The sequence below is a fragment of the Pseudoalteromonas rhizosphaerae genome, from assembly GCF_902498845.1.
In the GTDB taxonomy this organism is placed as follows: Bacteria; Pseudomonadota; Gammaproteobacteria; order Enterobacterales; family Alteromonadaceae; genus Pseudoalteromonas; species Pseudoalteromonas rhizosphaerae.
Genome location: NZ_CABVLM010000004.1, coordinates 144,038 through 158,464, shown reverse-complemented (window position 1 = coordinate 158,464; position 14,427 = coordinate 144,038). Strand labels below are relative to the sequence as shown.

Genomic DNA, 14,427 nt, shown 5'->3' with positions numbered 1-14,427 from the left:
TCATGAAATATTTAGTGCCATTATTAACGGTCTGTCTACTTGCTGCCTGTACCAGTAGACCGACTACATCAGGTATAAGTGTTGAACAAGCTTCAGCGCAATACCAACAACAGCTAAAAGTCGATAATCCTGCACTAGGTAAAAAGCTGGCCATTAGTGATGTAAAGACTCGTCAAACGAATCAATTAACTGATGTCGTTGTCACACTTTCGAGTCAGTATAAAAAATCACAATATTTACAGTATCAATTTACCTGGTATGACGGCGATGGTTTTGTGATCAAAGGCAATCATTCTCCTTGGCAATCATTGACTTTATTTGGTTTTGCTAACGTGCAACTGCCAGGCCTTGCACCTACATCTGATGCGGTTACATTTTCATTAGCGGTACGCGAAGTATCGACACAAGCACAAGAATTTAAAGATTAAAGGACACCATTATGAATACAGTAAACACAACTAAAAAACCAACGCTTAAAACACTCTCGGGTTTTGCGTTGTTAGGTTTGAGTGCGCTTGCCCTCAGTGGCTGTGCCAATAAAGCCGTAGTCAGCTACGGAGACGCACAAGCTGTAGAAACAACTGATATTAACTTCGGTTCAACTGACTTACAAAAAGTCGCCAGCCAAATGACGGATTCACTGCTGGCATCACCTGTGGTCGGCACATTAACAGCTAATACTCGACCAATCGTATTTGTTGAACGTATAAAAAACAAAACCAGTGAACACATTGATACTGAATCAATTACCGATTCAATTTCAACACAATTATTGCGCAGTGGTAAATTTCGTTTTGTTGATATGGGTCGCGTAGAAGCCGCTCGAGAACAATTGAACTTTCAAAATGATGATGCCCTAGTAGACCCAACTAAAGCGATTGCATTTGGCCAACAAGTTGGCGCGCAGTATATGCTTTATGGCAACCTGTCGAGCATCGTAAAATCGAATGCTGATAAAGCCGACGTATACTATAAATTCACAATGCGCTTAATGGATTTAAAAAGTGGCTTAGTAGAATGGGCGGACGAAACAGAAATTCGTAAAACCCGCGAAAAATCAACCTTTGGCTGGTAATTCAGCTGAGGAGGTAAATGATGAATAAACTCATACTTGGGCTGTGTACAGCCCTGCTCATCAGTAATCCAAGCTTTGCCGCATACGAACGCAATAAAGCCGTTCCTGTCCAGCAAGTACTATTTGGCAGTGTTCAATCTGTACGTAATATTACCGAGCAAGAACTTGTTCAAGACAAAAATAGTGGCTGGAAAACCTTTGGCGGTGCATTACTTGGTGGCGTTATTGGTAACCAATTTGGCGGCGGCAGTGGTCGCACCGCAGCGACTATTCTAGGCTCGGTCATCGGTGGCAGTGTGGCGAACAACAGGCAACAAAGCAGCCATTATAATCAATACCACTTAGTCGAGTTAATGATCAAAGTTGAAAACGGTGAACAATTTATGGTGGTACAAGACAAAGACAATCAAATGATATTTAGAACTGGCGACAGCGTGCGCTTAGTATATTTATCAGATAATACAGTCCGCGTTGATAAAGCCTATTAAGCTATTACATTAAACTAAAAAGCGAGCAGTATTAATGCTCGCTTTTTAGTATTTATAACTTTATTACTACGTTAGCTTTGTCTGTAATCGCTGAAAAAGCGTTGCATCTTACTCATAGCAGTCGTTAAATCATCTTTGTTAGGTAAAAATACCAATCTGAAATGATCTGGATTTGGCCAGTTAAATGCTCTTCCGTGAACCAGTAAGATCTTTTCTGCTTTGAGTAAATCTAAAATCATTTTTTCATCATTTTTGATATTAAAACGCTCAGTATCTACTTTGGCAAATGCGTACAATGCTCCTTTTGGTTTTGCACACGAAATACCTTCTATCGCATTTAAACCACGCCATGCAATATCACGTTGTTCGTATAAACGCCCACCGGGATTTATTAAATCATCAATCGACTGTACGCCACCTAATGCTTGCTGGATCGCATATTGTGCCGGCACATTGGCACATAAACGCATAGAGGCTAAAATATCTAAACCTTTACGTAAATCATCCATCAATGCAGTACGGCCACTTAACACCATCCACCCCATACGCAAACCTGCTGCGCGATAGGTTTTTGCTAAGCCATTAAAAGTAATGATCGGCACATCATCACACAGTGCACCAATGGAGCTGTGCGTGATCCCATCGTATAAAATCTTCTCATAGATTTCATCACTCAATAACAATAATTTATGTTCACGTGCAATATCAATTAACTGCTGTAAAAGTGCGTCGTCATATACTGCACCCGTCGGATTATTAGGGTTGATCAGCACTAATGCTTTAGTTTTTGACGTGATTTTACTGCGAATATCAGCAATATCAGGGAACCAATCTTGCTCTTCATCACATAGGTAATGGACTGGATTACCACCCGCAAGTTTGACTGAAGCGGTCCACAATGGATAATCAGGTGCTGGGATCAACACCTCATCATCATTATTCAGCAAAGCTTGGGTCGTCATTTGAATTAATTCACTGACCCCATTACCAATATAAATATTATCGACGTCTAGGTTATATAAACCACGTTGTTGGTAGTGCTGATAAATAGCCACACGGGCTGAGTAGAGGCCTTTGGAGTCACAATAACCTTGGGCTGAATACAAGTTTCGAATAATATCGCGGTGCATATCTTCAGGCATATCAAACCCAAATGCCGCAGGATTACCAATATTCAATTTTAAAACTTTTTGGCCTTCATCTTCCATTTTGCGAGCCTGAACTAACACCGGCCCACGAATGTCATAACAAACGCCTTGTAATTTATGACTCTTTTTAATTTCTGACATTTTTACCTCTACTAGTGGAACAGCTAGATTAACCTAGTAGAGGGGCTAAATACCAGTGGATTTAATACCTCAAAACTGAAATAAATTCACGTCTGGGTATAGCTAACTAACGGCTTTGTAACCAATCAGTTAACTTAGCTGCTGATCCGGCAACTTGGTTGTCAAGCTGCTGAGCTGCCGCAAGCGCCTGAGAAACATCATTATTATTTAAGCTTTGTTCAATTTCTCTGGCCACCTGAGATAGACTGCTAGCACCAAACTGCGCGGCATTTGATTTTAAACTATGAGCATGGCGACTTGCGACTTGGATATCACTATGTATTGTAGCCAATACTTCAGAGCCTAATCGTTCAAATTCAGCACAACAAAAAGTCAGCGTATCGCTAAATTGCTCGCCTAATAACGATTCCATACTTTCCAATGCACTTTCATCAATGACTATTGTGTTCATTATTTATCCTTTTGTATTTAGCAACACTAAACCAGTAACTTATACTATTTTTATACTTTATCGTTCTATAGAAAAAAAACCAACTAATTGTCTCATTAAGCGTATAATTAGCGGGTTTTTCAACTTATTGCTATTAAACAAGATTCTTTTATGTCCCGTTCTTTGTGTGTTAATTGTAAATTTAGTCTACAAACGTGTCTTTGTGAAGATTTGTCGATACTGGAAAATAAACTCAAAGTTATAATTTTGCAGCACCCTAGCGAAGTAAAAATCACTAAAAACACCGCCCGTTTACTCACACTGTGCCTAACGCAATACGACATCATGGTAGGAGAAACGCAGGCTGATTTTGCACAACTAAACACACTACCCGTTGCCACAACTGCCTTACTCTACCCTGATGATAATGCCATCCTACTGGATGATGAAAGTACCGCAGCACAACAATTTAAAAGCCAGTTAAGTCATCTAATTGTACTCGATGGCACCTGGAAAAAAGCATTTAAGATCATGCAGCTTACCCCAGCCCTTGCGGCTTTTAAAAAGGTCAGCTTTACGACGATCCCACAAAACCGATATCGTATTCGCAAAGCTCCCCGTGCAGATAGCCTCTCCACATTAGAAGCGGTTGCACATAGTTTAGCCTTGATTGAACATATTAACCCTGAGCCTTTATATCAGGCACTGGAAGCGCTCAACAGCAAACAAACCCAGTTTATGCCTGAGCATGTTAAAGCGCGTTATCAAGCCAAATGAGTGCCAGCAATCGCTTAAAGCGCGGGTTTTACCGCCAAGGACCGGATTACCGATTTGATGACCAAGTTGACTTTAGTGATATCCGCGATACATTTGGTTTTCGTACTATGGTGGTGGGTAAATGGGTCACCAAAGAAGAACGCTTTATTAGTGCTAATTTAATTTACGACGCACTAGCCGATTTAGCGCAAATACTGCAAGTGCCGCCGAAGACCATTGGTCTGAGGGGGAAACTCAATTTTGCTTTTGGCCATGGCGGTCAACAACACGTCCAAGCACATTATAATAGCCGTACTCGAACTCTTGCGCTGGCAAAAAATGCAGGTGGTGGCGCGCTGGCGCATGAATGGTTTCATGCGTTTGATCATCACATAACTAAGCACATATTTCCCCAGCATTCGCCACAGCATTTTGCCTCTAAACTTTGGCTGGAGCACACGATTGAGCAAAGTCACCCACTAAACTTAGCATTAAATAAGTTTTACCAAGGAGTATTTCTAGAGCCAACCGGTCAACACGCTAATCAATATGTTTTAGACTGTATAGAATTTGATAAACAACAGCAGCAGTTTTATATGAGTATGCCTGAAGAGCTAGCTGCGCGTAGTTTTGAAGCATGTATTGCTTGTAATGAGCAGATCGTTAATCACTTTTTAGTCTCCGGGCTCAATAGCTCAGCACTTATTTATCCTAAACACGATAGCTTGAAAATTTGTAATCACGCACTTAATAATTATTTTTCCCAATTAGGTCAACGACTTTTTCAAGATCATTAACAAATACAGTGGTGGTTTCAAGATTTTCTTCAAGCCACTGCATGTAATCGTCAAACGGCAATGGTCGTGAAAAAAAGTATCCCTGACCAACTTCACAGCCATAGCTTTGTAATTTAGCCATACTTTGGCTGTCTTCTATCCCTTCAGCCACTACGTATGAACCCAGTGATTTGGCAATATCACAGGTAGCACGACAAATTGTTTGATCATTTTTAGAGTATTCAATATTCATTACAAATTGCTTATCTATTTTTATTTCATCAAAGCCCATTTTGCTCAAATACGCGAGTGACGAATACCCCGTGCCAAAGTCATCAATTGCTATTTTAACGCCAATTAAACGGTAATCATTCAGGGCATTTTTTATATCAACCCCCTCAAAGAGTGTTGCCGATTCCGTTAGTTCTAACATTACATTAGCCGGGTTGAGTTGATGCTCATTCAACAACGTTATAAATAACACGGGTAAATCTTTACGCAGCAAATCTTTAGCCGAAATATTGATAGATACAATATGCTCAGGCAATAATACAATCATTTTCTTTTGATATTGCAGTGCTTGCGTAATAACCCATTCGGTTAAATCTGAAATTATCCCTGATGATTCAGCAATAGGGATAAATAAATCAGGGGGAACATTACCCAATTGTGGATGCTCCCAACGTAATAAAGCTTCCGCGCCGTACACTTTACCGGTGTTTAGATATATCTGTGGTTGAAAAAATAAACTAAGCTGATCGCATTCAATGGCTTCTTTTAGAGCTGATGCAATCGCAATGCGCCGTTGCGATAACGTCACATTCTCTATATTAAACATATGCCAGCGTTCACCATGAAGGGGTTTAACCGCCAGTGCTTGCAGCCCTCGCTGGACTAGTTGTAATGAGGTACTGGCATGTAAGGGATAATTTGCTACACCGATTTCAACTTTATCAATTAAGTGAATGCGTTGATGAGTGAGACCCTCAGCAAAAACGCTATTGATCACACATACAAACTGCTCTACTTGGCTTAATTCTAACTTGCCGACTATTACAACCCCATAGGTGCTGTCATCTAACCTGGCAATACAACGGCTATGCTGATGGTTAGCTTCAACACACAGTACATTCATTGACGCTAATTGCTGGGCTAATTTGCCCATGGTTAATTTTATCTGCTCATTTACATGTTCATAGCCAAAATTTGCTCGAGCATTAATCAGTACAGCAGGCCTAAATAACAGTAAAGAATGCTCTGTTGATAATTTCACCTGACTATCAAGACGCTCTATTAGTAACTGTTTATTAGGTAGTTTTGTATCATCGTCGTGAGTGAGGCTGTAGCTATATTGCATAACACACTTACGCTCGTGAATGAGTAACACCATCACAAAAGTAATTACATTTAGCACCAGTAACATATCATTAAGTTGCTGTATCTGTGCACCAGCCACCAGCGTTGCTTGCCAACATAAAGTTTGTAAAGCCACTGCAAACCAAACCAGTACAAACTTAAATTGCATCGCTTTTTTGGTATTACTAAGCCAATAAAAAAATAAATAACTCAGCACCACCAACATAGAACCCAAACACACGGTCACTACAGCAAACTGCACTGATTGCTTCGTAAAACAGCTAAATAGTGCTGCAACACAAAATAAGCTTATATAAACTGTTAACTTATCTTGTCGAGCGTTTAAAAGATTTTGCGACTGTAAATAATGAATAAAGTAAAAGTTGACCACCCCTAAGGCTATAACTTGAAATGAAAACTGTAACTTTGTGTACCATAAAGACGCAAATTCAATATTAAAGTAATTCAACACCCCTTTTGCTATTAAAAACTCACTTAATACACACACTAGGTAAGCAAGTAAATAAAGCGATTTTGCTTGATGAGATAAACCATATACAGTGCCAACAACGGCAAGACACAGCAGTAATAGCCCGGTAATTAAAAAGAAATTTCGCAGTTTCTTGTTTATCAAATTGGCAAATTCATTACCAGTTGCAAGGCCAATGCTCAGCCTGTCATCTTCACTATGGCGAGCGTAAATTACAGCCCAACGAGCCTCACCTTTAGGTAACAGTGCGTGTGGCAGTACTTTATCAACATAACGGTATGCATCATTTTTTACTTCAACTAACGGGTTGAAACTCTCATCAAGAATATAAAAATTAAGCTGCGCTAAATGGGAGTTGTCTGCATAAATCACCTCAACTTTTGATTGCGACCGTTTATTTAAATCAACAATAAACCAATAACCTTGCTCTGCCTTGATACGAACATGTGATAAATCTGTTTTTGAATCGGTAGTTACAACTTGTTCTAGTAAAGGTTTGGTAGTTTGAAAGGGCGTATTTGCTGGCACTAACCAGCCACTGGCAGGCACTTCATCAGCCATGACAGACGCTGTAGCAGTAATGCTTAACAGTATTAAAAAAATCTTTATACAATATGCTCGCGCTAATATGCTTGCCTGATCCACTGTCACTCCATGTGCATTGAACAAATAGTAAATTATAAAAAGATAATTAAAGTATGGAGGTATTAAATGAAATAGCCAGTAAATAACCTGAACCGTGGATAATATATCAATAAAATGCTTAAGCAGTGTTTATGGTAATAAAATCGAGTGAGTGTATTTCCAAGCAATAAAAAAGGCCTATCAAGTGATAAGCCTTTATTTTAAAACTATATTTTAATTAGTTACTATCATCACTAATACGACTTGCAACTGCGCTGGTTTGATCTTTATATTTGGCATCTTTGCGTGTATTGTACGGATTTTCAGCAGGACCTGACATGGTCTCAAAGCTCATAGCGCCGATTTTCATCATAGGTCGTAATGCCAACGGCAATTTACCGGAGTTATAAAACTCTAACACGATATTACCAGACCAACCGGGATCAATCCGATGGGCCGTCACATGCACCATTAAACCTAGACGTGCCAAAGATGAACGGCCGTCAAGCCAGCCAACGATATCTGCCGGCAACGTGACTTTTTCATAGGTCATCGCAAGGGCTAATTCACCTGGGTGTAAAAAGAATGCATCGCCCTCTTTTAACACGATTTCATCGCTCATTATTGATTCCATTGCTTTATTAAGCTGATCTTTTGGACCACTTAAATCAACATAAGCTGCTGTATGATCTTGAAATACACGAAACTTATTACCTAAACGTAAATCTGCCGTTACCCCAGAAATCATTTCATCGGTCGGACTTGGCTCAATAATAATACGCTGTTGGGCAATATATTCTTTAATATGGGTATCTGATAATCTCATTAGTTAATCATCCGTAATCACAATTGCGACTGAATTATGATGGGGTTGTTGATAGTAAAGCATACTGGCAATCAGCCGCGCAGCGTCAGCATAAGTTTCACTCACCGCAGCCTGATTATCCATGGCGATTAATTTGCCTTGCTCTGAGTATTCGCGAATATCAATCGCCAAAGGAATTTGCGACAACACTGGCACACCATGACGCAGAGCTAATTTTATTGCGCCATCCTTACCAAATACATGGTTTGGTTCGCCGCAGTGTGAGCACAAAAAATGACTCATATTTTCAATCAAGCCCAATACTGGCACATTCACTTTATTAAACATGGCAATGCCTTTTTGCGCATCAGCAAGTGCTAAATCTTGCGGAGTCGTCACAATCACCGTGCCACTGGCAGGTACTTTCTGACTCATAGTAAGTTGAATATCCCCAGTTCCTGGTGGCATATCTACAATCAGGTAATCAAGCTCACCCCATGCAGTTTCATTTAACAGTTGCGTTAATGCGCCCGACGCCATCGGTCCGCGCCAAACTGTGGCATCATCACTAGGCACTAAAAAGCCAATTGATTGTGCTTTGATGCCATTAGCGTCAAATGGTAGCAATTGCTTGTCATTTTTAGCCGTGGGTGTTGCTCCTTCAAGGCCTAGCAACATTGGAATAGACGGGCCATAAATATCCGCATCTAAAACTCCCACTTTTGCGCCTTCAGCTTTGAGTGCACCCGCTAAATTTACCGCGGTGGTTGATTTACCCACACCACCTTTGCCTGATGCAATCAACACAATATGTTTTATCGCTTTGAACTTACATGCTTCAGTCAGCTCAATGCTTGCGTTAATTGTCACTGCTTGATTAAGTTGTTGGCTTACAAACGCTGCTACCTTTGGCATTTCAGATAACGCAGCAAATGGCAGCGTTAAATGAAGCAATATTGATTTATCATTTTTTGATTCAATGCTTTTAATGAATTTTTCATCAATGCCGACAGCAAAAGCGGCACTGCGATACCCTGCTAAGGCAGTAAGAATCGGTTGTTTTTGCACCGATTTAGAGGAGAATAGTTTCGACAATCCAAACATAACAATAAAATAGTGTTTCTTTGATGAAAATTGCCTCGGAATTATGTAACATTCAGGGCATTAACACCAGTCAATTAATGAAAATCGGCCAACCACGAAGGTGTTTCCTTTAGGTTTGCTGATAATATTATGATTTTCATCCGTTCCTTAACAGGAACCGTCAATTCGGAATGATTATGGCACAGCGAAAGATCCTCATTACCAGTGCATTACCTTATGCCAACGGCCCAACACATTTAGGCCATTTATTGGAATATATTCAGACTGATATCTGGTCACGTTTTCAAAAACTACAAGGCCACGAAGCTTATTATGTTTGCGCCGACGATGCCCATGGCACGCCAATTATGCTCAATGCACAAAAGCAAGGGATCACGCCGGAAGAAATGGTAAAAAATGTCAGCATTGAACGTCAACGTGACTTTGCAGACTTCAATATTAAATTTGATAACTACCACAGCACACACAGCCAAGAAAACAAAGAATTCAGCGAGCTTATTTATAATCGCTTAAACGATGCCGGTCATATCAAAAAGCATACTATTTCACAGTTATTTGACCCTGAAAAAGGCATTTTCTTACCCGATCGCTTTGTAACTGGTACGTGCCCAACTTGTAAGTCTGAAGACCAAAATGGCGACAGCTGTGACGCATGTGGCGCAACATATAGCCCAACAGAGCTTATCAACCCGCGCTCTGTGATGTCAGGTGCTGAGCCAGTACTTAAAGACTCTGAGCATTACTTTTTTGACCTGCCAGCATTTGAAGGCATGTTAAAAGAGTGGCTTCACTCCGGCACTATTCAGCAAGAAATGGCCAACAAACTAGACGAATGGTTTGCCGATGGCCTGCAACAATGGGATATCAGCCGCGATGCGCCCTACTTTGGCTTTGAAATCCCTGGTGCGCCTGGTAAATATTTTTATGTCTGGCTTGATGCGCCAATTGGTTACATGGCCAGCTTTAAAAACTTATGCGACAAACAAGGCATCGACTTTGATGCATTTTGGCAAGAAGGCTCTGACGCTGAGCTTTACCACTTTATCGGTAAAGATATCATCTACTTTCACAGCTTATTTTGGCCAGCAATGCTTGAAGGCGCAAAATTCAGAAAGCCAACCAATGTATTCGCGCATGGTTTTGTAACGGTTAATGGCGCTAAAATGTCTAAATCGAAAGGCACGTTTATTAAAGCGCGTACATATTTAGACAACCTCGACCCTGAGTTTTTACGTTATTACTACGCTGCTAAACTTAACAGCGGCATCACCGATCTTGACTTAAACTTAGAAGACTTTGCACTACGTGTAAATTCAGACTTAGTTGGTAAAGTGGTTAACATTGCCAGCCGTTGCGCCGGTTTTATTACTAAAAAGTTTGACGGTAAATTAAGTGACACTGTCATGGAGCCGCAATTATTAGCTGAATTCCAAGCAGCTACCGATACCGTTGCTCAGCACTATGAAAACCGTGATTATAGCCGTGCTATTCGTGAAATAATGGCGCTTGCTGATAAAGCAAACCAATTTATTGATACCTCAGCACCATGGGTATTGATCAAAGACGAAACGAAACAAGAACAAGCTCACCAAGTGTGTTCGCTTGGGCTTAACTTATTCCGCGTGCTAATGACTTACTTAAAACCAGTATTACCGGGTATGGCGGCAAACGTAGAAGACTTCTTAAATGATGATCTATCTTGGCAAGGCGCGCAAACTGCGCTTGTTAGCCACCCGATCAATAAATTTAAACCGTTAATGCAACGTGTAGAAATGGATAAAGTAAATAAAATGGTCGAAGAATCAAAAGAAAGCTTACTCGCTGCAAAAGACAAAATCGATCCAAACAGCCCTTTGGCAAAAGAGCCTATTGCAGCTGAAATCGAATTTGACGATTTTGCCAAAGTAGATTTACGTGTAGCGAAAATAGCCAAAGCAGAGCACGTTGAAGGCGCTGATAAGCTACTTAAACTAACGCTCGACTTAGGCGGCGAAACACGCCAAGTATTTGCAGGTATTAAATCAGCCTACGCCCCTGAAGACATTGAAGGCAAACTTACGGTTATGGTTGCCAACCTGAAGCCTCGCAAGATGCGCTTTGGCATGTCAGAAGGCATGGTACTGGCAGCAGGCCCTGGCGGTAAAGAAATCTATATTTTAAACCCAGACGACGGCTCAGAGCCAGGTATGCGTGTAATGTAATTCGACTTTAACTAGTTAACACTAAAAAAAAGCCCTTGTTTTAAACAACGGCTTTTTTAATTGCCACAACAAATTGTTTTTCCAGCCAATTTTGCAACACATTCAGCGTCAGAAAAAACGAAAGGACGCAATAACAATCTATTTGATTCTATTTCCTGCTGCATACTTTACCTAATTGTAGTTCTTAAGCTAGACATTACAAAATTTAGCATGAGTGCCTATGTAATTAAAATTACTTGCCTTTTATAATTTTAAAAAGAAGCTGACCTCCAAGCCTGCGCTCAAAACATAAATGAGTTTATTATTTGCGGGTAACCATTTCCATGGCTATTATCAAATAATGCAGCATAAGAATAATTAAATTTAGGAGTGCATGTGAAAATATTGTCCATCGACGATAACCCTCAAAATAGAAATATCATGGAAATGGTGCTATCTAAGCAATATGACATTACTTCATCTGATGGGAGTGAACCCATCTTAGCTTTGATGGAAGAGCATCAGCCACAGTTAGTACTGATGGATATCTTACTTAGTAATGACTTCACGGGTTACGATTTAGTTAAAGAGATAAAGGAATGTGGTGCGTACGACGAGTGTGAAATTATATTTATCTCAGCCTTAACATCGAGTGAAGACAAACTCGCCGCTTATGGATATGGAGGCGATGACTATATTGCTAAGCCAGTCGATTTCAAAGAACTTTGTGAAAAATTAAAACGTGTTGAGCTGCGTATTTCAGAGCGTAACAACTTAAAAGAAATGTTCGAAGTAGCTTCATCTACCGCTTTCACATCGATGCAACAGGCAAGTGAACTTGGAGAGTTAGTAACATTTTTTACCGACAATCTTGAAGTAACGGATCTGAATACCTTATTTAGCAACATCCAACGCTATTTTACCAATGTAGGCGCGAGCTGTTGTGTAGAGTTTCGAGTAGCAAAGCAATATCACCAATTTCCACAACACACTATTACTGGCTTAGAAAAAGAAATTCTTGAGTTAGGCCGAGGAGCCAAGCGAATAGTGCCATTTAGTTCCAATTTATTATTTAACTCGCCTACTTGCTCAATGATAGTAAAAGGGATCAATGCAAGAGATGAAGACTTACTTGGCCGTCTTCGCGATAACTTTGCTATCTTACTTACCATTGTAGAAAGTAGAATAGATTTTATTGAAGAACAATTAGAAAAAAGCAATATACGGCAAAGCGCATTAAATAACCTTAAAAGTCAACTTGCTGAAGATTTTGGCACGATAAAAAAGTTATGTTTAGATCAAGATAAACAAATAAGAATACTCGTTAATGATTTATCTCAAGCGGTGCAATCAAAAATGATTATCTTAGGATTGGATGAAGAACAAGAATCGGAGCTGATGGGGTTAGTAGATGAGACAAAAGAAGTTGTTGAAGAAACATTGGTACTATCTTTCACTCTAGAAGATAAACTTCAAGCTATAACAAAACGCCTTAAAGCTGTTAAATAAGCCAAGCGTTTGAAGTCATTTCTGATGCGTTTATTATACCTTCTTTATCGGTAATTCACTTATTTTATAGACTCGAAAAGGTCCCATACAAAAAGTGATTAAGCCATCATTTTTCTGAGGAGCTCGGTAATTCACAGTAATATAAGCCTCATTTATCGTATCAGTCTTAATTGTAAAGGTTGATACTTTATAATCAACTAGCTCATGATTGCTTTCAAAAGCATATGGTTCAGAAATAATTGTAGGAACATACAAGGTTACCCTATCAATTTCACCTAGAGAGATTACAGCTCTTACAGCCTCAGCAACACCATAATTAACAGGGTAATAAACCGTTATTTCTGATAAATCAGCGAAGTTATCTTGAGTTATAAACGCCAATACTTTCTTTATTTCGCTTTTTTTATCACAAGAAAAAGTTGATATTGAAGTAAATAAAAATAACAAAACTAAAAGTTTCACTGAGCTTCCTTAAAGGTATAACAATTTTATCTACGACATTTATCTTTTTACAAACAGAAAAACATCCATATATTACAATGCATTTATCTTAGCTATCAAACAAATACCTGTAAACAACGAGTTAACTTTACCTCATTTTTTATAAATGCAGCAATATACAAAAATGCTAGAGATCAGTAACATCTGACAAAATCATAAACACTATTTTTATATACAGTTTATTGTTAGGTGAGAGTCAACAACGCTAAATTTAATCGCTAAGCTATTTTAAGTTTTAGCGCTGTTATTTTTTGCACTACTATCTTTTATCAGTGCTATCCTTTACCAGACTATAACAGCGCTTACTATTACTGTAATTCTTTTAGAAGCCTGTTTTTACGTGGTAAATAATAGTCATCGTAATCCAGTGAAACTATCACTCGCTTTGCCCTTCCGAGCAATTCAGCTCTTGGTACTAAGCCTATTACTCGTGAATCAGCACTGTTATCACGGTTATCCCCCATTGCTAAATACATATCTGTAGGGATGATAAGTGGATCAAAATTTTGCATATAAGAGCGCTGCTTAGCGAGTTTTACGGTATGTTTTATGCCATGCAAATTCTCTATTTCCACTCGGTTTATGGCGGTTTCAGCTACAGTTTCGTAATCAAGCTTTTCACCATTAATAATAAGTTGATTATTAACTAAAGCAACAGTGTCGCCCGGTACACCTATCACTCTTTTTATTAGGCGATTTTGTGCCGCAACAGAATCAAATACAATAATATCGCCGGCCTCTGGCTCGGCTAGTTTAACCAGCGAAATTTTAGTAAAAGGCACTCGTAGGTCATACGCCATTTTATCTGTCAATATACGGTCGCCCTCAACAATGGTTGGCTGCATTGAACCTGTGGGTACTTCGTACCAGTCAGCCACTGCACTTCTAAAAACACACATCAGCGAGATAAATACTATTAATGAGCGGTTATTTTTCCATATTTTGTAAATGTATTTCACAGTTTTGTTCCATAAGTTAGTATGTTATTTAATAGACAAAGCAGATATTTATCAGTTCAATCAACTTTGTAACAAGGCGTGTATT

At 39.4% G+C, this 14,427-nt stretch carries 14 protein-coding genes; 7 read left to right on the top strand and 7 right to left on the bottom strand.

Annotation, left to right across the window (positions count from 1 at the left end; all coding sequences use genetic code 11):
• The first annotated feature begins 2 nt into the window (after positions 1-2).
• From PSR9079_RS07775 to PSR9079_RS07765, 3 genes are read left to right on the top strand one after another with little or no spacing between them, the layout of a single operon-like run.
• Positions 3-428: a YcfL family putative periplasmic lipoprotein gene (locus tag PSR9079_RS07775; RefSeq protein WP_145233718.1), complete on the top strand. Its 426-nt coding sequence runs from the start codon at positions 3-5 to the stop codon at positions 426-428.
• An 11-nt stretch (positions 429-439) separates the two neighbouring features.
• Positions 440-1,075: a penicillin-binding protein activator LpoB gene (lpoB, locus tag PSR9079_RS07770; RefSeq protein WP_145233716.1), complete on the top strand. Its 636-nt coding sequence runs from the start codon at positions 440-442 to the stop codon at positions 1,073-1,075.
• A gap of 20 nt (positions 1,076-1,095) precedes the next feature.
• The gene (locus PSR9079_RS07765; RefSeq protein ID WP_149981188.1) at positions 1,096-1,563 is read left to right on the top strand and encodes an outer membrane lipoprotein; all 468 of its coding nucleotides are present in this window, start codon (positions 1,096-1,098) and stop codon (positions 1,561-1,563) included.
• 71 nt (positions 1,564-1,634) lie between these two features.
• Here the strand turns inward: PSR9079_RS07765 and PSR9079_RS07760 are convergent, their stop codons facing one another.
• Positions 1,635-2,852: a pyridoxal phosphate-dependent aminotransferase gene (locus tag PSR9079_RS07760; RefSeq protein WP_145233714.1), complete on the bottom strand. Its 1,218-nt coding sequence runs from the start codon at positions 2,850-2,852 to the stop codon at positions 1,635-1,637.
• A 106-nt stretch (positions 2,853-2,958) separates the two neighbouring features.
• Entirely contained in the window at positions 2,959-3,303 is a 345-nt protein-coding gene (locus PSR9079_RS07755) for an Hpt domain-containing protein (protein ID WP_145233710.1), read from the bottom strand.
• Positions 3,304-3,453: 150 nt separating this feature from the next.
• Here PSR9079_RS07755 and PSR9079_RS07750 point away from each other — a divergent pair, with 150 nt between their 5' ends.
• The gene (locus PSR9079_RS07750; protein WP_149981022.1) at positions 3,454-4,059 is read left to right on the top strand and encodes a tRNA-uridine aminocarboxypropyltransferase; all 606 of its coding nucleotides are present in this window, start codon (positions 3,454-3,456) and stop codon (positions 4,057-4,059) included.
• Positions 4,056-4,835, top strand: coding sequence for a CLCA_X family protein (locus PSR9079_RS07745; RefSeq protein WP_149981021.1), 780 nt, complete (start codon positions 4,056-4,058; stop codon positions 4,833-4,835). Before PSR9079_RS07750 ends, PSR9079_RS07745 begins: the two co-directional genes overlap by 4 nt.
• Here PSR9079_RS07745 and PSR9079_RS07740 read toward each other — a convergent pair.
• From PSR9079_RS07740 to apbC, 3 genes are all read right to left on the bottom strand, one after another.
• On the bottom strand, positions 4,786-7,221 hold the full coding sequence (locus PSR9079_RS07740; RefSeq protein ID WP_149981020.1) for a putative bifunctional diguanylate cyclase/phosphodiesterase: 2,436 nt from the start codon (positions 7,219-7,221) through the stop codon (positions 4,786-4,788). The genes PSR9079_RS07745 and PSR9079_RS07740 overlap by 50 nt on opposite strands.
• A 301-nt stretch (positions 7,222-7,522) precedes the next feature.
• Complete coding sequence (dcd, locus tag PSR9079_RS07735; RefSeq protein WP_145233702.1) at positions 7,523-8,110, bottom strand: dCTP deaminase; 588 nt, start codon at positions 8,108-8,110, stop codon at positions 7,523-7,525.
• A gap of 3 nt (positions 8,111-8,113) precedes the next feature.
• Complete coding sequence (gene apbC / locus PSR9079_RS07730; RefSeq protein ID WP_149981019.1) at positions 8,114-9,193, bottom strand: iron-sulfur cluster carrier protein ApbC; 1,080 nt, start codon at positions 9,191-9,193, stop codon at positions 8,114-8,116.
• A gap of 176 nt (positions 9,194-9,369) precedes the next feature.
• Between apbC and metG the strand changes: the two genes are divergently transcribed.
• Entirely contained in the window at positions 9,370-11,394 is a 2,025-nt protein-coding gene (gene metG, locus PSR9079_RS07725) for a methionine--tRNA ligase (RefSeq protein WP_149981018.1), read from the top strand.
• A 375-nt stretch (positions 11,395-11,769) separates the two neighbouring features.
• The gene (locus tag PSR9079_RS07720; protein WP_246175508.1) at positions 11,770-12,882 is read left to right on the top strand and encodes a response regulator; all 1,113 of its coding nucleotides are present in this window, start codon (positions 11,770-11,772) and stop codon (positions 12,880-12,882) included.
• A 33-nt stretch (positions 12,883-12,915) separates the two neighbouring features.
• On the opposite strand, the gene PSR9079_RS07715 is transcribed toward PSR9079_RS07720, so the two are convergent.
• The gene (locus PSR9079_RS07715) at positions 12,916-13,344 is read right to left on the bottom strand and encodes a hypothetical protein (protein ID WP_149981017.1); all 429 of its coding nucleotides are present in this window, start codon (positions 13,342-13,344) and stop codon (positions 12,916-12,918) included.
• 347 nt (positions 13,345-13,691) lie between these two features.
• On the bottom strand, positions 13,692-14,342 hold the full coding sequence (lepB, locus tag PSR9079_RS07710; protein WP_149981016.1) for a signal peptidase I: 651 nt from the start codon (positions 14,340-14,342) through the stop codon (positions 13,692-13,694).
• Positions 14,343-14,427 lie beyond the last annotated feature (85 nt).

Bases quoted from the DNA above. Each gene is read 5' to 3' on its own strand.
- PSR9079_RS07745 (WP_149981021.1), top strand. From the start codon at position 4,056: ATGAGTGCCAGCAATCGCTTAAAGCGCGGGTTTTACCGCCAAGGACCG.
- PSR9079_RS07765 (WP_149981188.1), top strand. From the start codon at position 1,096: ATGAATAAACTCATACTTGGGCTGTGTACAGCCCTGCTCATCAGTAAT.
- dcd (WP_145233702.1), bottom strand. From the start codon at position 8,110: ATGAGATTATCAGATACCCATATTAAAGAATATATTGCCCAACAGCGT.
- PSR9079_RS07760 (WP_145233714.1), bottom strand. From the start codon at position 2,852: ATGTCAGAAATTAAAAAGAGTCATAAATTACAAGGCGTTTGTTATGAC.
- PSR9079_RS07755 (WP_145233710.1), bottom strand. From the start codon at position 3,303: ATGAACACAATAGTCATTGATGAAAGTGCATTGGAAAGTATGGAATCG.
- lpoB (WP_145233716.1), top strand. From the start codon at position 440: ATGAATACAGTAAACACAACTAAAAAACCAACGCTTAAAACACTCTCG.
- PSR9079_RS07740 (WP_149981020.1), bottom strand. From the start codon at position 7,221: ATGGCTGATGAAGTGCCTGCCAGTGGCTGGTTAGTGCCAGCAAATACG.
- metG (WP_149981018.1), top strand. From the start codon at position 9,370: ATGGCACAGCGAAAGATCCTCATTACCAGTGCATTACCTTATGCCAAC.
- apbC (WP_149981019.1), bottom strand. From the start codon at position 9,193: ATGTTTGGATTGTCGAAACTATTCTCCTCTAAATCGGTGCAAAAACAA.
- PSR9079_RS07775 (WP_145233718.1), top strand. From the start codon at position 3: ATGAAATATTTAGTGCCATTATTAACGGTCTGTCTACTTGCTGCCTGT.
- PSR9079_RS07750 (WP_149981022.1), top strand. From the start codon at position 3,454: ATGTCCCGTTCTTTGTGTGTTAATTGTAAATTTAGTCTACAAACGTGT.